Source organism: Bacillus cereus group sp. BceL220 (genome assembly GCF_051776965.1).
In the GTDB taxonomy this organism is placed as follows: Bacteria; Bacillota; Bacilli; order Bacillales; family Bacillaceae_G; genus Bacillus_A; species Bacillus_A cereus.
The window spans coordinates 396,778-416,501 of sequence record NZ_JBPWBC010000002.1 but is presented as its reverse complement, the minus strand read 5'-3'; the positions used below and the strand labels follow the sequence as shown (position 1 = coordinate 416,501).

Here is a 19,724-nt window from a genome sequence, read left to right as displayed (position 1 = left end):
TAAATATATTATTATAGCGATTTCTTACTTACAAAAAATTTGGACATACATTTCCACATTCCCCCGTACACTGTAATAAGGTGAAACTTCTATTAGAAGAGATTATTTAACAACAACTTTCTTCATCACATACATACAGTTCGCTTATTAAAACATCATAAATGGAGGCAGACGAATGGACTTAGAGTTTTTAACATCCGTACTAATGATTGTCGGTATCGATGTTGTATTAGGTGGTGACAATGCAATCGTCATCGCACTAGCTAGCCGAAATTTACCTGAATCGAAACGAAATAAAGCTATTTTGATCGGTACTCTTTTAGCAATCGTACTAAGAATTGTCCTTACTATACTAGCTGTCTATTTACTCGACATTCCATTTCTACAATTGATTGGCGGGGTTTTACTTACATTAATTGCAGTCAATTTATTAACTGATGATAGCAACGATCTTTCTGCCATTCAAGGAAAAACAACTTTATTTCAAGCTGTGCGGACAATTGTTTTCGCGGATCTCGTTATGGGGTTTGATAATGTTATTGCCATTGCTGGTGCAGCTCACGGGAGATTTTTACTCGTCATAATCGGCTTACTCATTTCTATCCCTATTATTATTTGGGGCAGTAAACTTATTTTAATACTTATGGAACGATTTCCATTCCTCATTTATTGTGGTGCAGCGATTCTTGCTTATACTGCAGGGAAAATGGTTACACATGAAGACAGACTTGCAACCTTTTTTCATAACAACCCAAGTTTCACTTCAAGCATTCCTTATTTGTTCATTTTCACTATTTTATGCATCGGCTTTATCGTAAAACAAGTTCGATTACGCAATGTGAAACATTAAAAAAAACCTTCTACTATATAATAGGTAGAAGGTTTTCATATTATTATAATTAATTTACAAGACGTTGTGCTTCACGTAATTGGAACGTTCTTACTGTACGTGGTAAGAAACGGCGAATTTCGTCTTCGTTGTAACCAACTTGAAGGCGTTTCTCGTCAATCATAATTGGACGACGTAAAATCCCCGGATAGTCACGAATCATCTTATATAAATCTTGAAGTGGTAAAGATTCTAAGTTTACATTCAATTCTTGGAAAACTTTCGAACGAGTAGAAATAATCTCATCCGTTCCGCTTTCTGTCATACGTAAAATCTCTTTAATTTCCTCAATCGTTAATGGATCTGAGAAAATATTACGTTCTGTATAGGGAATATGATTTTCCTCTAGCCATAATTTCGCCTTTCTACAAGACGTACAGCTTGGAGAACTATATAATGTTACCATACAAAGCTCACTCTCCTTAAAGAGTACAAATTCTGTACTAAATACAGTTTTAATTTCTAACTTCAGCAATTTTTCGCGATAACTTGTCTTATTGAAAAGTACAAAAATCGCATTTCATGTAAGCAACAACTTATAATAAACAACAATTACTTTTAATAAGTAACTTCTATAATCATTATACAATAGATTTTGCAAGAAATATACAGCAAATTTCCTGCTAGTTGAGAAAACTCTTCCGTGTATTCCACTGCTATGTAACATGATTACGCTCAATTTAGCTGTACTTGAACAATAACTTTCAACCCCTTTAATACTCACTTCCTCTAAATTTTTCATATAATATATAGTTATTTATCTATAATCTTCCCTATGAAAAAGAGAACGTTTTCTTACTTTTTCTTGATAAATCAATTAAGAAATGTAAGACTATACAAATGAGAATAAAAAGGAACGTTTGTTCTTATTTTAACAAACATTCTCCCTCCTGTCTACACGATTTCTAAAGTAAATTAAATATTTTTCTGACATTTCTTTCTTTTTTATTTTTTATCTCATACAATAAACATACAGACAGGCAAAGGGGGAGTTTGCAAATGATTGCTTTTTTTATTGATTTTATTACGGTTGCTGCCCTCATCATCGGAATAACAGCATTGATTGGTGTCATTACAAATAGCATCGGTGAAAAGCTCTTTGGTGAAAAAGAAAAAATGAAGTTTGTTAACAAAAGTTTGGATGTACAATCCGGCTGGAACCAAGTTGGTGGAAAAGGCATTTATAAGAAACGAACGTATTAAAAAAAGCAGGTGGTTAGCCTGCTTTTTTTATTTTCCTAGGGATGCCCATTTGAAGCTCACATCGGGGCCATATTTATGGTTGTACATATCTTTAATTGTTTCTCTTTGTAAGTATGCTCTACCACGTTGGTATACTGGAACAATCGCAGCGTCATCAAGTAACATTTTTTCTGCCTCAAGTAAGTTTTTCCAGCGAGCATCTACATCGCTTCCATCTTTTTTCGCTTTCATAATGATTTCATCGTATTTCGGATTAGAGTACTTCATCTTATTTTGTGACCCATCTGTTACAAACATATCAAGATATGTAATCGGATCTGGGAAGTCTGCCCCCCATCCAGAGAATGACATGACATAATCACCCGCATCTTCTAATTTTAGTTTTTGTGCGAATGGTTGTTGTTTAATTTTCACTGTTAAACCTGGTAAATTTTTTTCTAATTCACCTTTTAAATATTCACCAGTTTTCTTTGATAACTCTACATCTTCATTTAATAATTCTAATTCGATTTCATTTTTGCCAAGTTCTTTTTTACCAGCTTCCCAATATTTCTTCGCTTCTTTTACGTTCGGTTTTACAATATCCCCATTTACAGCACGAAAATCTTTTTTATCTGGTCCTTTAATGAAGTTATCAGGAATTAATCCTGTTGCTGGCTTAGAACCGTTGTTTAATAACGTATCAACGAACGGCTTACGATCAAAAGCAAGTGAAATTGCTTTACGAATATTTTTATTTGCTAAAGCTGGATCTTTTTGATTTAAGCGTAGGAAAAATACAGATGTCTCTTCTACTGTTTTGAAATCTGGTTTTCCTTTATATTTATCGATGAACTCTGCTAATAACGTCGCTCGATCGATTGCATTTGTTTCATATAAGTTAATTGGCGTAGATGTATCTTTTACAATATTAAAGTTTACTTCTTCAAGCTTCACTTCTTTATTGTCCCAATATGATGAGCTCTTTGTCATTTTAAAACTGCGTTCATGCTGCCAATCGCTTAATGTAAACGGTCCGTTATAAAGTGTTGTATTTGCTTCTAAACCAAACTTCGCACCTTGCTCTTTCACAAATTTCTCATTCACAGGATAAAAGATTGGATATACCATTAAATCTACAAGATATGGAATAGAATTGTCTAATTCTACTTCTAATGTGTAATCATCAATTGCTTTTACACCTAATTGATCAGGACTCATCTCTTTTTTATTAATTTTCTCTGCATTTTTTATATCATACATAATGTATGCTGATTTCGCAGCTGTGTCTGGATTGATCGCTCTTTGCCATGCGTATACAAAATCTTTCGCCGTTAAAGGCTCACCGTTTGACCATTTCGCGTCTTCACGTAATTTAAATGTATATTTTTTACCGTCTTCTGACTTTTTAAATTCTTTTGCTACACCTGGAACTAACTTATCATCTTTTCCAAGGCGGTATAGACCTTCCATCGTGTTGTTCATTACTTTTGAAGAAACTGCGTCAGCTGATAATGCTGGGTCCATTGTTGGTATTTCTTGTGTTTCAATTAAATTAAGAACTTGCTTCGCACCGCTTTTCCCGCTATCCCCTTTTGCGTTTGCTTGCGGTTCATCTTTTTGATAGCTACATGCCCCTAACAACATGCTCATCGCTACTGTTGATGCTACAAAAACTGGTATCTTTTTTTTCATACTTCCACCCTCCAAAAAAATGTTAGCCCTTTCATTTTCAAACAGAAAGAAATATATATATGTTCTAATAATTCATATTATACACACAAATATATTTTTTGTATATTTATATTTCTATTTCATTAAAATTTTCTGTAAAAAAATATATCTTTGTAAACGTTTTATATTGCTGATTATCTTTACTAAAGTACCAAAAATAATTAATTTTATATTTTTCTAAATTATCAGAGAAAAATAAATTTTATATTTTATAATACTTTATGTATAATTATCCCAACCTTTTTAACATAAAATAGCAGTCCCTTCATATTAAAAATATGTAGGCTAAAATGAGTGCAAAGGATAAGAAAGTATGTTACGATACATTTTGCTAAAAATAGATATCGGTAAAGAGGGGACGGACATGACAGCAATTCAGGAAAAAAATGGGCCGACAGAGAAATTAAGTTTATTCTTATTAACATGGCCTATTTTTCTAGAAGTTTTTCTTTTTATGTTGATGGGGATCGCTGATACTTTCATGTTAAGTGCATTATCAGACGATGCTGTATCTGGGGTTGGTGCAGCGAATCAATATCTCCATATTGCGATTTTGGTATTAGAAGTCATCGGGAACGGCGCTGCTATCGTTGTATCTCAATACCTCGGTTCCAGACGCTTTATGGAAGCATCTAAAATATCAGCATTAGCCGTCACATTAAATTTAATAGTTGGGCTCGTTATAAGCGCTGGTTTTCTTTTATTTTCGAAACATATGATGCTCGCAATGAACTTACAAGGCGATGTACTAACGTATGCGCAAAACTACTTATCTATCGTCGGAGGGGCTATCTTCCTGCAAGCTATCATTAACTCATTAGCCGCAATCATCCGTGTACATGGTTTTACAAAGCAAGCGATGTTTATTTCACTCGGAATGAATATTATTCATATCGCTGGAAACTACGTACTCATTTTCGGGAAATTTGGTTTCCCTGAGCTCGGTGTACAAGGGGCTGCAATTTCTTCCGCTATCAGTCGATTGATCGCACTTATTGTTTTCTTCTGGTTACTATACCGCGTTATGGAATATCGCGTGAAATTACAATATTACTTCACTTTATCCAAAGAATACATTGGGAAAATTTTAAAAATCGGTATTCCATCTGCATTTGAACAAGTGATGTATCAAGCTTGTCAAATCGTCTTCCTTTATTACGCAACGTACTTAGGAACGGAATCATTAGCTGCTAGACAATACGCTACTAACATTTCCATGTTCACTTATTTATTTGCAATTGCGATTGGTATGGGAACAGCCATTATTATTGGCCGCCTTGTTGGTGGTGGCGAAAAGGATGAAGCATACGAACGCTTATGGAAAAGTGTAAAATGGGCGATTGGTGTAACTCTATGTATGGTCGCTCTCGTTATTACATTCCGTACACAATTAATGGGACTGTTTACAGATAATCCGCACATTATCGGGTTAGGCGCAAGTGTTCTTTTACTAAGTGTACTACTTGAAACGGGACGTACGATGAATATCGTCATCATTAATTCGCTTCGTGCAGCTGGTGATGCAAAATATCCTGTTTTAATCGGTGCATTCTCTATGGTGTTAATGAGTTTACCACTAGGTTACTTTTTCGCCTTTCATTTAGATATGGGGCTCGTTGGTATTTGGCTAGCGATCGCCATCGACGAATGGACGCGTGCCATTATTATGTTCTTCCGCTGGAAAAGCAGGGCGTGGGAACGTTACGCACTTGTGAAACCAGAAGAGCAAGACGAGATTGGTTCTGTTCAGGCACAGTAGTACTTGTTTGATCATGATGTAGTTATTAATAAATGCAATTTATATCGACTTACCGACAACTCATTTATATAGTATAGAAAAAAGCCATCCTTCCTTAATGGAAGAATGGCTTTTTTTATTATTGATAAATCTCTTTATATTTCTTATACTCTGCTTCAGAACATAGTACGAAATGTCCTGGGCGAATTTCACGCATTGTTGGCACTTCGCTACCGTAATCATGCTGCGATGGATCGTATACGATACGTTTACGATTGCGCTCATAATCTGGATCTGGTAGCGGAATTGCTGATAATAGTGATTTCGTATATGGATGAACTGGATTCGCATATAACTCTTCACTTGTTGTTAGCTCAACGATTTGACCACGGTACATTACACCGATGCGGTCACTAATGTATTTTACCATTGATAAATCATGGGCAATGAATAAGTATGTTAGACCTTTTTCTTTTTGTAGCTTTTTCAGTAAGTTTACAACTTGCGCCTGAATCGATACGTCAAGTGCTGAGATCGGCTCATCCGCAATGATAAATTCTGGTTCTACAGCAAGCGCTCGAGCGATACCGATACGCTGACGTTGTCCACCTGAGAATTCGTGCGGGAAACGGTTTGCGTGCTCTTTATTTAAACCAACTGTGTTTAATAATTCATGAACACGGTCCATGCGCTCTTTTTTACTTTTCGCTAATCCGTGAATATCAATACCTTCTGCGATAATATCCCCTACTGTCATACGAGGATTTAATGATGCGTATGGATCTTGGAAAATCATTTGCATTTTACGGTTGAATTTCTTCAATTCTGCGCGTGATTTCTTACCATGTACGTTTTCACCATCGAACAATACTTCACCAGCAGTTGCATCATATAAACGAATAATCGTTCTTCCAGTTGTTGATTTACCACAACCTGATTCTCCTACAAGACCAAATGTTTCTCCGCGGTAAATATCAAATGAAATATCATTAACCGCTTTGACAACACCACCACTCACGTCGAAGTGCTGCTTTACATTTTTTACTTCAATTAATTTCTCACGTTGTTTAGTCATGTTGTTCACCTGCTTTCATTTGAAGAATACGTTTTTCAACGACTGCCGGCGGTTTTACTTCTGGAGCTTGCTCGTGAAGTAACCAAGTTGCCGCATAGTGTGTATCACTTACTTTAAATAAAGGTGGGTCCATTTCAAAATCAATTTTTAGTGCCTGTGGGTTACGTGGTGCAAAAGCATCACCCTTTGGCGGCTTTAATAAATCCGGAGGCGTTCCAGGAATTGCATATAACTCTTCCTCTGAGCCATCTAAACTTGGCATAGATGCGATTAAGCCCCAAGTATATGGATGTTTCGGATTATAGAAAATTTCATCTACAGTTCCAATTTCAACAACTTTACCAGCGTACATAACTGCCACTCGGTCAGCAACGTTTGCTACTACACCTAAGTCATGCGTAATGAAAATAATTGCCGCTTCTGTTTTTTGCTGAATGTCTTTCATAAGTTCTAAAATTTGTGCCTGAATCGTAACGTCTAGCGCTGTTGTCGGCTCATCGGCAATTAATAATTTCGGGTTACAAGCTAACGCCATCGCAATAACTACACGCTGTCTCATACCACCTGAGAATTGGTGAGGATATTGTTTTAAACGAGCTTCTGGATTTGGAATACCTACAAGGTCGATTAATTCTAAAGCAACTTTACGTGCATCTGCTTTACTCATCCCTTGGTGTTTAATAAGGCCTTCCATAATTTGATTTCCAATTGTCATCGTTGGGTTTAATGATGTCATTGGATCTTGGAAAATCATCGCGATATCTTTACCACGTACTTGCTGCATTTCTTTTTCTGTTAATTTCGTTAAGTCACGACCTTCAAATACAATCTCACCATTTTTAATGCGTCCAGGAGGATTCGGAATTAATCCCATTAACGCTTTAGAAGTAACTGATTTCCCTGAACCAGATTCTCCTACAATCGCCAATGTCTCTCCTTTTTTCAAATCAAAAGTAACGCCGCGTACAGCTTGTACTTCACCTGCATGTGTATCAAAGGAGACTTGTAAATCTTTTACCTCTAACAATGTTTTCATCTTTGCCTCTCCCCTCTTTTACTTACGCATTTTTGGATCTAACGCGTCGCGTAATCCGTCTGCCATTAAGTTAAACGCTAAAATTAATATACTGATGACAACCGCAGGGATGAACATCATATGCGGATACGTTTGAATAGATTTATAACCGTCATTTACAAGAGAACCTAGTGACGCAAATGGTGGCTGAATTCCTAAACCGATGAAACTTAAGAACGCTTCACCAAACACCGCTGATGGAATTGTAAACATTGTCATTACGATAATAGGTCCCATTACGTTTGGAATTAAATGTTTCACAATTAATTGTGTATTTGTTGCACCTAATGTACGAGATGCTAATACATATTCTTGGTTTTTTAATTTCAGGATTTGTCCACGAACGATACGCGACATCCCTATCCAACCTGTAATTGCCATTGCGAGTGTAATTGACCATATACCAGATCCCATAATGATTACCATTAAGATAACGATGATTAAGTATGGAATACCGTTAATAATCTCCATAATACGTTGCATAATATTATCTACTCTGCCGCCATAAAAGGCTGAAATACCTCCGTATGCAACCCCAATTACTAAGTCAATTGCTGCTGCTAAAAGAGCGATATATAATGATACGCGTGTACCTTCCCATGTTCTTGTCCATAAATCACGACCAAGATCATCTGTACCAAACCAGAAGTACTCTTTAATATCACGTTTTTCATATTGGTCAACACCATATTGATCTGTACCGTCAAATGGTAACCAATGAACATTTTCAATAACAGGAATTTTCGGTGGCATTTTCGCACGACCTAAATCTTGCTCTTTATACGAGTGTTTACTTACCATCGGTCCAAAAATCGCTAGTAATATAATAAGGCTTAATAATACAAAACCAATCATCGCACCTTTATGTTGGAACAAACGTCTTCTTACATCTTGCCAAAACGTTAAGCTTGGGCGGGCAATGACTTCATTATCAACATTATTTTGATTGGCTTGTTGAAATAAATCTGGAGATAATTTTTGTACATCTTTCATCATTTTTTCCCTCCCGCTAAACGAATACGAGGATCAATAATTCCGTATAAAATATCGACAATGAAAATAACTAAAATGAAGATCGCACTATAGAAAATCGTAGTTCCCATAATAACTGTATAGTCATTCACTGTAATAGATTTAACGAACTGTTCCCCTAGTCCTGGTACAGCATAAATTTGCTCGATAACAAGTGTTCCTGTAATTAATGCCGCAACCATTGGTCCTAAAATTGTTACTACTGGAATTAATGCGTTACGAAGTGCGTGTTTGACAATGATAACGCCTTGGCTAATCCCTTTCGCTTTTGCTGTTAAAATGTAATCGGCTTGCATAACTTCAATTAATTCTGCACGAGAGAAACGTGCGATTGTTGCGATAACTGACATCGATAAAGCAATTGTAGGCATTACTGTAAACTCTGGTCCTTTCCAGAACGCTACTGGGAACCAACCAAGTTTTACCCCTACGAAATATTGTAGTAAAGCGGCGAATACGAATGATGGTACCGACATCCCGAGTACGGAAATAATTGTCGCTCCATAATCGACCCACGTATTGTTACGAAGTGCCGCAACGATTCCTAAAATTAAACCGATAAATGTTCCTAATATAATCGCTTGTAAACCAAGCTGTGCTGATGGTCCAATGCGATCCACAATCATATCTGTTACTGGACGGTTATCATATTGGAATGATACCCCTAAATCACCTTTTGCTAAGTTACCTAAATAACGTGCGTATTGAACTGGTACCGGATCATTCAATCCGTATTTTTCAAGAATGATTTCTTTTTGTGCCGGTGATAGCTTCTCCTGGTTTTTAAGCGGAGAACCCGGAAGTAATTTCATCAAAAAGAAAGTCAGCGTAGTAATTAAAAATAATGTCAAAGCCATGTACACGAAACGTTTTAATACATAACGTCCCATAGTCAAGCACCTCCCCGTTTTTCTCAAAAGCAATAAGATAGTTTAAAATATTCTTACTTTTATTTTTTTAAAATAAGAGCATATGCCCATCATAGGCATATACCCCTGTAAACGATGGAAAAAAAGATTATTTTTGTTCAACAGATGCCCATTTGTAAGTTAATCTACCACCATAGTTGATTGGTATAATATCTTTTACAGCATCTTTTACTATATATGCTGAACCTTTTTGGAAGATTGGAGTGATAACTGCATCCTCTTTAATTAACATCTTCTCTACTTCTAAAAGGTTGTTCCAGCGTGCTTGTAAATCTTTTGTATCTGTTTTAGCTTTTAGAATTAACTCATCATATTTCTGATTAGAATACCCTGTTTTATTTTGAGAACCATTTGTAACAAACATATCTAAATATGAGATTGGATCTGGGAAATCTGGGCCCCAAATACCAAACGCAATATCATATTGCTGAGAATCTTCTAATTTATTTTTTTGTGCAAATGGCTGCTGTTTAATTTTAATTGATAAACCAGGTAAGTTTTTTTCCATCTCACCTTTTAAGAATTCACCAACCTTTTTTGCATCTTCATTATCAAAGTTTAAGAATTCTAGTTCGATTTTATCAGTGCCAAGCTCTTTCTTCGCTGTTTCCCAAAGCTTTTTCGCTTCTTTTGGATTCGTTTCAACTAGCTTTCCATTTTCAGCTCGGAAATCTTTTTTATTCGGACCTTCAGCGAAATCTTTTCCAACAAATCCATAAGCTCCAATCGCACCATTATTTAAAATAACTTTCGCAATGTTATCACGATCAAAGGACATTGAAATTGCTTTTCTTAGGTTTTTATTACTTAAGTATTGATTACTTTGATTAAATCTTAGGTAAGCAACCCCTGCTTCTTTTCTTGTGTGGAATTCTGAGCTTTGTCTAAACTTATCAACAAATTCTGAAGTTAGAGCCGCACGATCAATCGAGTTTGTCTCATATAAATTTACATCAGTTGACGTATTTTTTACAATATTAAAGTTAATCTCTTCGATCTTAACCGTTTTATTATCCCAATATGATGGGTTCTTCTTAAACTGGAAGCTTTGCTCATGTTTCCAATCACTCATAACAAATGGCCCATTATATAATGTTGTATTTGCCTCTAACCCAAACTTATCACCTTGTGCTTTTACAAAGTTTTCATTTAGTGGGTAAAATACCGGATAAACTGTTAAATCAACAAAATAAGGAACGGGATTGTCTAATTCCACTTCTAATGTATAATCATCAATCGCTTTTACACCTAATTGGTCAGCAGGTAATTCTTTTTTATGAATTTTCTCTGCATTTTTAATATCAAACATAATGTACGAATACGTCGCTTTTGTATCTGGATTTACTGCTCTTTTCCATGAATACACAAAGTCTTTTGCTGTTACAGGCTCCCCATTCGACCATTTTGCATCTTTTCTTAATTTAAATATGTATTTCTTTCCGTCATCTAGCTTTTGAACATCTTCTGCAATTCCAGGCACTCTCTTTTGATCTTTGCCGATACGATATAAACCTTCCATCGTATTATTTAATGCTGTAGAAGATGCAGAGTCAGATGCTAGCGATGCATCCATTGACGGAATTTCAGATAACTCTGTTAAATTAAGAACCTGCTTTCCGTTACTACTACTCGTAGTGTTTTCTTTCCCTTTTGCTTTTGCGTCATCTTTTTGGTAGCTACACGCACCCAGCAACATACTTGCAGTTAAAGTCGATGCAAGTAATAACGGTATCTTTTTCTTCATGTTGTGTTGCCTCCCCTAATTGCACTTCCTGTACCCTCACTTGTTAAAAAGTAGAATTGAAAGAATAATCTCCAAGTTTCTACAATTTTCATTATACATATAATATAACAATTGTGAATATAGTTTTTTGTTTTTTTGTTAAAATTTTTAATAAAATGTTTATATTTTTATTTTTTTGTAAAGGGATACGTTAACATTGATACCATCATCTTGAAATCAGACCTTTAATTGCGTATAATTTTCAAAAAATTAATTCTAGTACATATTATAGCTTTTATAGTATAATAATTCTAGTAATATTTTGACGGGGGGGAACATTTTGAATAAAGTTTTTTTTCATACTTGTATACTAATTTTCATAGCGATAATCGCTTCTAGTATTGGCGCATTCCTCATTTCATCGCAATTTTTGTTGAATTTTGTCAACATCTTGTTTTATATTGCACTGTTTTTTATTCTTATCGGCGGTTTTTTATACATATTTCAAAATGGTTTTTTCAATGTAACCATTTACGCATTCCAAAGAGTATTTGGTACGAATAAAAAGATTGACTCTTTAATTGAAGAAGTCGAGGAACCTACAGATAAGAAAGAACGTATTTATAAAACATATTCATTCAAATGGACATATCCAATTTGTATTACAGGTATCGTTCTTGGGTTGTTCTCGACCCTTATTAGCTTTACTATTTTGATGTAGTTTGCAAACACTATCCCATATGATATAATAATCAGCAAAACATTTTGTTATAAAACTTTAGTTCTTTCATATTAAAAGAGCTCAAGTAACAATAAATAAATTTATATGTATGCGATGATAAAGAAGAGTACATATTGAGGCAATTTCAGAGAGCTTGTGGTCGGTGTGAACAAGTAATTGTACAGTATGGAATGGGCTTTTGAGCACCAAACCGAACCGAAAGTAGTAGGCTTTGGCGTTATATCCAAACGTTATTATGGATTAGAGAGATTTCACAGTGGTGAAATAATTAGGGTGGTACCGCGGTCCATTCGTCCCTATAGTTTTTGGGATGAATGGGCTTTTTTGTTTGCCTTCTCTTCCCCCATCACGCATTCAATTTTAGGAGGAATTACTTATGTCAGTTATCTTTTCTGGTATTCAGCCAAGTGGAACGATTACACTTGGAAACTATTTAGGAGCCATGAAGCAGTTTACAGAGCTTCAAAATGAACACGACTGTTATTTCTGTATTGTAAACCAACATGCGATTACAGTACCTCAAGATCCCGTACAACTTCGTAAAAACATCCGCAGTCTTGCTGCACTTTATGTGGCATGTGGCATTGACCCTGAAAAAGCTACTTTATTTGTACAATCAGAAGTACCAGCACACGCTCAACTAGGTTGGATCATGCAATCTGTTGCTTACGTTGGAGAATTAGAGCGTATGACGCAATATAAAGATAAAGCTTCTGGTAGAGATTCAGTTCCAGCTGGATTACTTACGTATCCACCATTAATGGCTGCTGATATTTTACTTTACAATACTGAAATCGTGCCGGTTGGTGATGATCAAAAGCAACATATCGAATTAACACGTGACCTAGCAGAGCGTTTCAACAAACGTTACCGTGAAATCTTTACAATGCCTGAAATTCGTATTCCAAAAGTAGGAGCTCGCGTTATGTCATTAACAGAACCTACGAAAAAAATGAGCAAATCTGATCCGAATCCAAAATCAATGATTAGTATGCTTGATGAGCCAAAAACAATTGAAAAGAAAATTAAGAGTGCTGTTACTGACTCTGAAGGTATTGTGAAATTTGATAAAGAAAACAAACCTGGTATCTCTAACTTATTAACAATCTACTCTTCATTCTCTGGAAAAACAGTTGAAGAAATTGAAGCAATGTACGAAGGAAAAGGATACGGCGACTTCAAAGGCGACCTAGCGCAAGTAGTCGTAGAAGCAATTCGTCCAATCCAAGACAAATATAACGAACTAATCAACTCACCAGAACTAGACGAAATTCTAGACAAAGGTGCAGAAAAAGCAAACCGCGTTGCATTCAAACAACTACGCAAAGTAGAAAATGCAATGGGGTTAAGTAGAAAACGTAGGTAACATATAAAGCGAAGGGCTAGGAGCCGGAGCTGGATTTCATATAAAGCAGAGGGCTTGCTGCCGGAGCTAGATTACTACAAAATTAAAAAACCGCCAATTGGCGGTTTTTTAATTTACCTTTTGCTCATTCTCCATTTCCCATAACTTTTCAAAAAATGGCTGTCCTTTTACGAGACGCTCGCATAATTGTTCATGTTTCTCAGACCAGCCAGCTTTCGCTTCATCATACAGTCTAGCCCAAATATCCTCGAACTCCATATGTTGAACCGTTCCATATGCTGATGGATCCCACTCTGTGTACCAATAGCGAATCTCTGCTGTATTTTTCGTTGTATGTAATTGATCTAACGCCATAAATAATAATTGTTTTAGCTGTCTTTCTTTACGAGTCAAGCCATTCATAATGAAAGGCGATGGTGATAAAATGTGATGTTCTTTTTCTGTTTCTTCTACTTGGAACTCATACTTTTCTGCTTGTACGTTTTCTACCATCTCATATACCATCTGCTCTTGGCGTGGTATAAGTCTGCTTTTGCGAATTGGTACATTGTAACCAATTGTGTCAATCGCAATAATTCCTTTTCCATCTGTAACAACAAAGCAATACTCTTGCTGCAAACGTTCATGATTTTTACGAATATAAGCCTTATGATGTACGTCTTCCAGCATTTTTTGCGGAAGCTCTAACAATTCGTTCTCGATGTAATGATATAATGTGGCATCTACTTTTAATAATGGCACTTGATCTAATAGCTCAATCGTATCATCTTTCCGCCATTCGTAAAAATGACAAACGTTATACCCATTCTCTTCACCTTCAAACCAATTTACCCATACATCATGTAGATATAACATTCACTACCCCTCACTTCACTACTGTTTGTACCAATCATTATGTTCATTTTTGCTTAACTTTATTCCACTTGAGGAAATATATTCTAATTATTATTTTTTCTTCTATTAATACTAAAAAAAACAGGAAATAGAGCCCCTGTTTTTTTATATATGAAATGTATTTGCTTTATTCAATATTTCTTTTGCATCTATAGATAATAAAGAAAGTGTATCTTCTCCTTCCAAAGTTACACAATCTTTGACAATATGAAATCCAAGCGCATAGCCAAGCATCTTCGGATAAGAGTGAAAGCCATTTAATAAGATGTCATGTTCCCTTGTTCCTCGTTTTATACTTATTCTTTCATGTACAACATTTTTCCAATAATAAATAGCCTCTTCTTTTGAAAGATACTCCGTCCACGGTGCATTATTTTTTTCTGTATACCTTTCTGTTACTGCTTGCTCAGCTAGCCCTTCCATAATCATTGTATCAAGTAATGTATATTCTGTTTCTTTCGTCTCAATTTGATGTAACCTGCATATGTGATGGTATTCATGCGCCAATAACACTTTTAATTCTTCTACCGAATTCCGTCCACATACGAATAAGAAAATAACATGACGCATAGATAATCCAGCCCTACCGTTATACTCTTCTTGCACAGTTCGATTATAGGAATCTGATAATAAAATAAAGACAGGGACATCCGGACCTTTCAACCAATTTTTCAATTTATCATACTCCAGGCTCAACTCTTTCCAAATTTCCTTTTCCTCTAATTCTTTAATTTCCTTTTCCCCGCGCATGATCGGGCGATACATCCCTTTTGAAATTAAAAAGCGATACAACCTTTCTTTTGGCAACGGAATATACTTCGTAAATTTCTCACAAAGTTTTTCTGGCCGTCCATAATATAAATGTAGCCATTCAGCTGTTTCAACAATCCCCATCTTTATCCCTCCTTTTTCTTATGTATATGCTACAGGAGAAAAAGACGTAAAAATAAATAAGGAGTTTTTTCGCAATATAATGCGGAAAAACTCCTTATTTTATCTATTATTTATACGATTTAAATACTAACACTGCGTTATGACCACCGAATCCTAATGAGTTACTTAATACTGCGTTTACTTCTTGGTGTCTCGCTTGATTCGGTACGTAATCTAAGTCACATTCTGGATCTGGTGTCTCATAGTTAATTGTTGGAGGAATTACTCCGTCTGTAATTGATTTAATAGAGAAAATCGCTTCAACAGCACCAGCTGCTCCTAATAAGTGACCTGTCATTGATTTTGTTGAGCTAATTGCTACTTTATACGCGTGCTCACCGAAAGTTTCTTTAATTGCCATCGTTTCATATTTTTCATTCGCATCCGTACTTGTACCATGCGCATTAATGTAATCAATATCTTCTGGCTGTAGGCCTGCATCAGCTAAAGCTTGACGCATTGCACGCACTCCGCCTTCACCACCAGGAGCAGGCATTGTAATATGGAATGCATCACCAGTTGCACCGTAACCAGCGATTTCCGCGTAAATGTGAGCACCACGAGCTAATGCGTGCTCTAATTCTTCAAGAATTAAAATACCTGAACCTTCACCCATTACGAAACCGCTACGGTTTTTATCAAACGGACGGCAAGCCGTTGCTGGGTCTTCATTAAATGTTAATGCTTTCGCTGAGCTAAATCCTGCGAATGCCATACTTGTTAGCGGCGCTTCTGCTCCGCCTGTAATCATTGCATCAGCATCACCACGCTGAATTGCTTTAAATGCATCACCAATTGAGTTTGCACCAGATGCACAAGCCGTTACAGAACAAGTGTTAATTCCTTTTGCTCCTGTTGCGATTGATACTTGACCTGCTGCCATATCTGGAATCATCATCGGCACGAAGAATGGGCTCACGCGGCGCGGGCCTTTCTCAGTAAAAATCTTAAATTGTTCTTCGTATGTTTCCATACCGCCAATACCAGATCCAATCCATACACCAATTCGAGGTCCATTTTCTTCTGTAATTTCAAGCTTTGCATCTGCAACTGCCATTTTCGCTGCTGCTACTGCATATTGTGTAAAGCGGTCCATACGGCGCGCTTCTTTTTTATCAATATATTTCTCGACTTCAAAGTCGTTAATTTCCGCTGCTACTTTTGCTGGAAATAGTTCTGGATCAATTCTTGTAAGTCGCCCGATTCCAGATACACCCTTTTTAATGTTTTCCCATGCTGTTTCAACATCTGTTCCGACCGGTGTAACAGCTCCTAGTCCTGTAATTACGACCCTCTTTTTTTCCATACAAAATACACTCCTTTTTTTCTCTCAGTCCTTATTTACCCCAACGAAGAGCGACTGCTCCCCATGTTAATCCGCCGCCAAAACCAACAAGTATAATTAAATCACCATCTTGAATACGTCCATTTTGCAATTCCTCTACCATTGCAATTGGAATTGAAGAAGCTGATGTATTACCAAACTTTTCAATTGTCATACTCATTTTTTCTTGTGGTAAATTTAACCTCTCTCTTGCAGATTCCATAATACGAATATTCGCTTGATGCGGTACTAAGAAATCCACATCCTCTTTTGTAAGACCAGCCTTATCCAGCACGCGAAGACAAGATTCACCAAGTTGACGAACGGCAAATTTAAAGACTTCTCTGCCATTCATCATAACATACTCGTCTTGATATAGATGCTTACCGCCGCTTCCGTCTGCTCCTAATTCGAAAGATAGAACGCCTCTTCCTTCTGAAACTGCTCCCATTACGATAGCACCGGCTCCGTCTCCAAATAATACCGCTGTATTTCGATCATTCCAGTCTACAATTTTAGATAGCTTATCACTACCAACTACTAATACGTTTTTATAAGTCCCCGTTTTAATAAATTGCTGCGCTGTAATCATTCCGTACATAAAACCAGCGCATGCTGCACCTACATCCATTGCAGCTGCATGTTTCGCTCCAATCGCTTCTTGAATGACACAAGCTACTGCTGGAAACGCACGATCTGGTGTTACTGTCGCCACTAAAATAAGATCGATATCTTCTCCGCTAACCCCTGCATCTTCAAGTGCTTTTTTTGCAGCCTCTACGGCCATATATGAAGTATCTATTGTATCATCGGCAATGCGTCTTTCTGCAATTCCCGTTCTCGTACGAATCCATTCATCGGATGTATCCATTATTTTTTCTAAATCGTGATTTGTGACTACTTTTTCTGGCACATATCTTCCGATCCCTAAAATGCCCACGTTCACATCGCAGCCCTCCGTTTTATATCAATTATTATGACTTGGTACTAATTTTAAAACATAAATGTATTTTTGTCTAGAATATATTTCGCATAAAACAGAAAGCTAACGCATTATCCACTTTATTTTTCATTAAAAGAAACAGAATCATACCTTTTCGTGTTTCATTCCAAATAAAAAGGCCCGAACCGCTTCTACTCACGATTCGAGCCTCTCCTCCATCAAAAAAGAAGGATTTTATTCTTTATCTGCTTTCCCAAGCTCATAAGCTTCGTTCATAACTTTCATTAACAACTCTAACACCGGCTGTGCTTTCTCCATATCAAGTGCAATTCCGTTATCATCTAAAATTGCCTTCGCTTCCGGTAAATGCTTCATTGCGATTTGTAAAAACTGCATGCTTTTTTCGTTCATATTATACTCTTCCTCTCCATTAAAACTTTCACATACAATAGTGTAACACGCGTGCTACTCTTCGTATAACTCTTTATATTTTTTCATGTGTGCCAGTTGCTTATTTAAACCGTATTCTAACGGAGTATTTCTTTTTATCGAAATGACTTCAATAGCCTCATCTCTTATTTCATTATTATTTTTATTTACTTTATCATCCGCGCGTAAAAGATTCATACCTTTTTCCCATAATGACTGTTTACCACTAAGTAAATTGTATATACCAAGATGCGCCCCGTTCGTTCCATTTTCCCATAAGTATTCACATACATCTTCAATGTAAAGCAAATCACTTCCTTTTTCCTCACTCGTACAACGGCACTCTTTCTCGTCTAATTCTGATAAAATGAGCTGATGATACATCATAAAGGATGGTTGCCACGGTCCATATAATGTAGGAACTCGAAATACACTATATTTTAAATTCCCTTTTTTCAATCCTTCTTCTACTTTCAAAAATAGGCGCTTATTTTCGGATTCACCTGTACTACTTACTTCAATAGAAGAAATTAAATTTAACTTCACTTTTTGTTCTTCACACATTCTTATAATTCGCTTTAAATATTGTAATATGACTCTTTCATTCCGAAATCCACATTGCTGATTTGGCTCATATAAGCAAAAGTAGACAGTATCGAATCTCTCTTCCTCTACCGATCTCCATCCATCTTCATCTCTTATCGAATAATACGTAAATAACGCATTTCGCCCAATTAACAATAACTTCTCTTCATTAATTTTGGTCATACTATCGAATTCATCAAAATCAAGACCATACACTTCTACTTCTTCTGCGATCATTTTATTCACAAGGTGATAACCTACAAACGTAAGTGCACCTATTATCAGCACGCGTTCCATACCACCAACCCTTTCCCTTTGAAACAAATAGCTCCTCATTTATGTATATGGGAGCTTCACAATTCTTCTTCATATTTTTTAAAGAAATCGGTCGTTTGCCTAACCATTTTATATTTCACATCTTGCAGATGGAATAAGACAGAAGTATCACATTGATTTAATTGCCTCATTTTCTCATATCTCCGCAACTGCTGTTTTCTTCCTCTTTTTTCTTGTGTTGATACGAAAATTTTAACAGGTACACAAGATGGAAGAAGCGTAAATGATTTCTTATTTATTTTTAAATCTAATTCTTCTTCTTTGGAATCATACGCCAAACTTAATTCCTTCACGAGTCTCTTGTAAAAAAACTTATGCTCTTTCTCAAAACCCACATATTCTGGTAAATCTAAACACGGATTTAACATAACAACAGAACGAATACATTCAGGATATTTGTTCATCATTTCAAGTGCCACAAGCGCTCCCATACCATCTGCCATAATGTGCATCTTCGCATTTAACGTCTCTTTTCTCAAAACAACATCATATAAACGTTTTGCCAGACGAACAGATTGATCGTTCCCCCAATGTCTTCCGTATAAATTAGAGGAAAAGACCGTGTAGCCTTGCTCAATAAGACCATGTAAGAAATAAGATTTACCCGCATGTTGTGTCCATAAACTTGTACCATTCTCAATAAAGTAGTTATAATCACCGAGGAGCATAACAGAAAATCCATTTGGCTTCTCCGGTAAATAAATGACACATGGTTCTTTTTCTAAGTAAAAAAAACGTTCCGTAATACTCATTTTTCCCCCGCCTTATTTTCTAAACATATAAAACCACTCTTTT

Annotated in this window: 19 protein-coding genes and 1 other annotated feature; of the genes, 5 read left to right on the top strand and 14 right to left on the bottom strand. The window is 36.1% G+C overall.

The features are described 5' to 3' along the window. Positions 1–175 precede the first annotated feature (175 nt). Entirely contained in the window at positions 176–850 is a 675-nt protein-coding gene (locus tag ACS2FK_RS06995; RefSeq protein ID WP_063546794.1) for a TerC family protein, read from the top strand. 49 nt (positions 851–899) lie between these two features. Here the strand turns inward: ACS2FK_RS06995 and spx are convergent, their stop codons facing one another. Next, positions 900–1,295 (bottom strand): transcriptional regulator Spx, encoded by a 396-nt coding sequence (spx, locus tag ACS2FK_RS06990; protein WP_000258267.1) that lies wholly within the window; start codon positions 1,293–1,295, stop codon positions 900–902. 593 nt (positions 1,296–1,888) lie between these two features. Between spx and ACS2FK_RS06985 the strand changes: the two genes are divergently transcribed. Beyond that, positions 1,889–2,092: a hypothetical protein gene (locus ACS2FK_RS06985; protein ID WP_063546792.1), complete on the top strand. Its 204-nt coding sequence runs from the start codon at positions 1,889–1,891 to the stop codon at positions 2,090–2,092. 27 nt (positions 2,093–2,119) lie between these two features. Here the strand turns inward: ACS2FK_RS06985 and ACS2FK_RS06980 are convergent, their stop codons facing one another. Then, positions 2,120–3,766, bottom strand: a complete 1,647-nt coding sequence (locus tag ACS2FK_RS06980) for a peptide ABC transporter substrate-binding protein (protein WP_000727243.1) — start codon at positions 3,764–3,766, stop codon at positions 2,120–2,122. Positions 3,767–4,118: 352 nt separating this feature from the next. Between ACS2FK_RS06980 and ACS2FK_RS06975 the strand changes: the two genes are divergently transcribed. Further along, positions 4,119–5,564 (top strand): MATE family efflux transporter, encoded by a 1,446-nt coding sequence (locus ACS2FK_RS06975; protein ID WP_003291568.1) that lies wholly within the window; start codon positions 4,119–4,121, stop codon positions 5,562–5,564. 118 nt (positions 5,565–5,682) lie between these two features. Here ACS2FK_RS06975 and ACS2FK_RS06970 read toward each other — a convergent pair whose 3' ends face one another. The 5 genes from ACS2FK_RS06970 to ACS2FK_RS06950 form a co-directional block, all read right to left on the bottom strand. Continuing rightward, positions 5,683–6,618, bottom strand: a complete 936-nt coding sequence (locus ACS2FK_RS06970; RefSeq protein WP_016082471.1) for an ABC transporter ATP-binding protein — start codon at positions 6,616–6,618, stop codon at positions 5,683–5,685. Then, on the bottom strand, positions 6,611–7,654 hold the full coding sequence (locus tag ACS2FK_RS06965; protein WP_000854346.1) for an ABC transporter ATP-binding protein: 1,044 nt from the start codon (positions 7,652–7,654) through the stop codon (positions 6,611–6,613). Before ACS2FK_RS06965 ends, ACS2FK_RS06970 begins: the two co-directional genes overlap by 8 nt. Positions 7,655–7,672: 18 nt before the next feature. Continuing rightward, positions 7,673–8,689: an oligopeptide ABC transporter permease gene (opp3C, locus tag ACS2FK_RS06960; protein ID WP_000974103.1), complete on the bottom strand. Its 1,017-nt coding sequence runs from the start codon at positions 8,687–8,689 to the stop codon at positions 7,673–7,675. After that, complete coding sequence (gene opp3b, locus ACS2FK_RS06955; RefSeq protein ID WP_023521423.1) at positions 8,686–9,615, bottom strand: oligopeptide ABC transporter permease; 930 nt, start codon at positions 9,613–9,615, stop codon at positions 8,686–8,688. Before opp3b ends, opp3C begins: the two co-directional genes overlap by 4 nt. A gap of 127 nt (positions 9,616–9,742) precedes the next feature. Then, positions 9,743–11,398 carry a peptide ABC transporter substrate-binding protein gene (locus ACS2FK_RS06950; protein WP_000727213.1) on the bottom strand — a complete coding sequence of 552 codons (1,656 nt, stop codon included), beginning with the start codon at positions 11,396–11,398 and terminating at the stop codon, positions 9,743–9,745. Between the two features lie 319 nt (positions 11,399–11,717). Between ACS2FK_RS06950 and ACS2FK_RS06945 the strand changes: the two genes are divergently transcribed. Both ACS2FK_RS06945 and trpS read left to right on the top strand, forming a co-directional pair. Then, positions 11,718–12,098, top strand: coding sequence for a DUF3899 domain-containing protein (locus ACS2FK_RS06945; protein ID WP_001044985.1), 381 nt, complete (start codon positions 11,718–11,720; stop codon positions 12,096–12,098). Positions 12,099–12,203: 105 nt separating this feature from the next. Beyond that, positions 12,204–12,420, top strand: a binding site (T-box leader). A 75-nt stretch (positions 12,421–12,495) separates the two neighbouring features. Then, positions 12,496–13,485 (top strand): tryptophan--tRNA ligase, encoded by a 990-nt coding sequence (gene trpS, locus ACS2FK_RS06940; RefSeq protein ID WP_063546790.1) that lies wholly within the window; start codon positions 12,496–12,498, stop codon positions 13,483–13,485. A 108-nt stretch (positions 13,486–13,593) separates the two neighbouring features. On the opposite strand, the gene ACS2FK_RS06935 is transcribed toward trpS, so the two are convergent. The 7 genes from ACS2FK_RS06935 to ACS2FK_RS06905 all read right to left on the bottom strand — a co-directional run bounded on the left by ACS2FK_RS06935 (position 13,594) and on the right by ACS2FK_RS06905 (position 19,681). Further along, positions 13,594–14,340: a YjbA family protein gene (locus tag ACS2FK_RS06935; protein ID WP_000966129.1), complete on the bottom strand. Its 747-nt coding sequence runs from the start codon at positions 14,338–14,340 to the stop codon at positions 13,594–13,596. 144 nt (positions 14,341–14,484) lie between these two features. Further along, positions 14,485–15,273 (bottom strand): DUF2268 domain-containing protein, encoded by a 789-nt coding sequence (locus ACS2FK_RS06930; protein ID WP_000513280.1) that lies wholly within the window; start codon positions 15,271–15,273, stop codon positions 14,485–14,487. 106 nt (positions 15,274–15,379) lie between these two features. Next, the gene (gene fabF, locus ACS2FK_RS06925) at positions 15,380–16,618 is read right to left on the bottom strand and encodes a beta-ketoacyl-ACP synthase II (RefSeq protein ID WP_000412656.1); all 1,239 of its coding nucleotides are present in this window, start codon (positions 16,616–16,618) and stop codon (positions 15,380–15,382) included. A 31-nt stretch (positions 16,619–16,649) separates the two neighbouring features. Next, positions 16,650–17,582 (bottom strand): beta-ketoacyl-ACP synthase III, encoded by a 933-nt coding sequence (gene fabH, locus ACS2FK_RS06920; protein WP_001100532.1) that lies wholly within the window; start codon positions 17,580–17,582, stop codon positions 16,650–16,652. A gap of 231 nt (positions 17,583–17,813) precedes the next feature. Next, entirely contained in the window at positions 17,814–17,990 is a 177-nt protein-coding gene (locus ACS2FK_RS06915) for a ComZ family protein (protein WP_001986215.1), read from the bottom strand. A gap of 54 nt (positions 17,991–18,044) precedes the next feature. Continuing rightward, a complete protein-coding gene (locus ACS2FK_RS06910) occupies positions 18,045–18,917 on the bottom strand; it encodes an NAD-dependent epimerase/dehydratase family protein (protein WP_000487723.1) in 873 nt (290 codons plus the stop codon). A 29-nt stretch (positions 18,918–18,946) separates the two neighbouring features. Further along, positions 18,947–19,681, bottom strand: coding sequence for a hydrolase (locus tag ACS2FK_RS06905; protein ID WP_000028690.1), 735 nt, complete (start codon positions 19,679–19,681; stop codon positions 18,947–18,949). Positions 19,682–19,724: the final 43 nt, after the last annotated feature.

Excerpts from the sequence above, each read along its gene's own strand:
- ACS2FK_RS06995 (WP_063546794.1), top strand. The coding sequence starts at position 176 with ATGGACTTAGAGTTTTTAACATCCGTACTAATGATTGTCGGTATCGAT.
- spx (WP_000258267.1), bottom strand. The coding sequence starts at position 1,295 with ATGGTAACATTATATAGTTCTCCAAGCTGTACGTCTTGTAGAAAGGCG.
- ACS2FK_RS06985 (WP_063546792.1), top strand. The coding sequence starts at position 1,889 with ATGATTGCTTTTTTTATTGATTTTATTACGGTTGCTGCCCTCATCATC.
- ACS2FK_RS06980 (WP_000727243.1), bottom strand. The coding sequence starts at position 3,766 with ATGAAAAAAAAGATACCAGTTTTTGTAGCATCAACAGTAGCGATGAGC.
- ACS2FK_RS06975 (WP_003291568.1), top strand. The coding sequence starts at position 4,119 with ATGTTACGATACATTTTGCTAAAAATAGATATCGGTAAAGAGGGGACG.
- ACS2FK_RS06970 (WP_016082471.1), bottom strand. The coding sequence starts at position 6,618 with ATGACTAAACAACGTGAGAAATTAATTGAAGTAAAAAATGTAAAGCAG.
- ACS2FK_RS06965 (WP_000854346.1), bottom strand. The coding sequence starts at position 7,654 with ATGAAAACATTGTTAGAGGTAAAAGATTTACAAGTCTCCTTTGATACA.
- opp3C (WP_000974103.1), bottom strand. The coding sequence starts at position 8,689 with ATGATGAAAGATGTACAAAAATTATCTCCAGATTTATTTCAACAAGCC.
- opp3b (WP_023521423.1), bottom strand. The coding sequence starts at position 9,615 with ATGGGACGTTATGTATTAAAACGTTTCGTGTACATGGCTTTGACATTA.
- ACS2FK_RS06950 (WP_000727213.1), bottom strand. The coding sequence starts at position 11,398 with ATGAAGAAAAAGATACCGTTATTACTTGCATCGACTTTAACTGCAAGT.
- trpS (WP_063546790.1), top strand. The coding sequence starts at position 12,496 with ATGTCAGTTATCTTTTCTGGTATTCAGCCAAGTGGAACGATTACACTT.
- ACS2FK_RS06935 (WP_000966129.1), bottom strand. The coding sequence starts at position 14,340 with ATGTTATATCTACATGATGTATGGGTAAATTGGTTTGAAGGTGAAGAG.
- ACS2FK_RS06930 (WP_000513280.1), bottom strand. The coding sequence starts at position 15,273 with ATGGGGATTGTTGAAACAGCTGAATGGCTACATTTATATTATGGACGG.
- fabF (WP_000412656.1), bottom strand. The coding sequence starts at position 16,618 with ATGGAAAAAAAGAGGGTCGTAATTACAGGACTAGGAGCTGTTACACCG.
- ACS2FK_RS06915 (WP_001986215.1), bottom strand. The coding sequence starts at position 17,990 with ATGAACGAAAAAAGCATGCAGTTTTTACAAATCGCAATGAAGCATTTA.
- ACS2FK_RS06905 (WP_000028690.1), bottom strand. The coding sequence starts at position 19,681 with ATGAGTATTACGGAACGTTTTTTTTACTTAGAAAAAGAACCATGTGTC.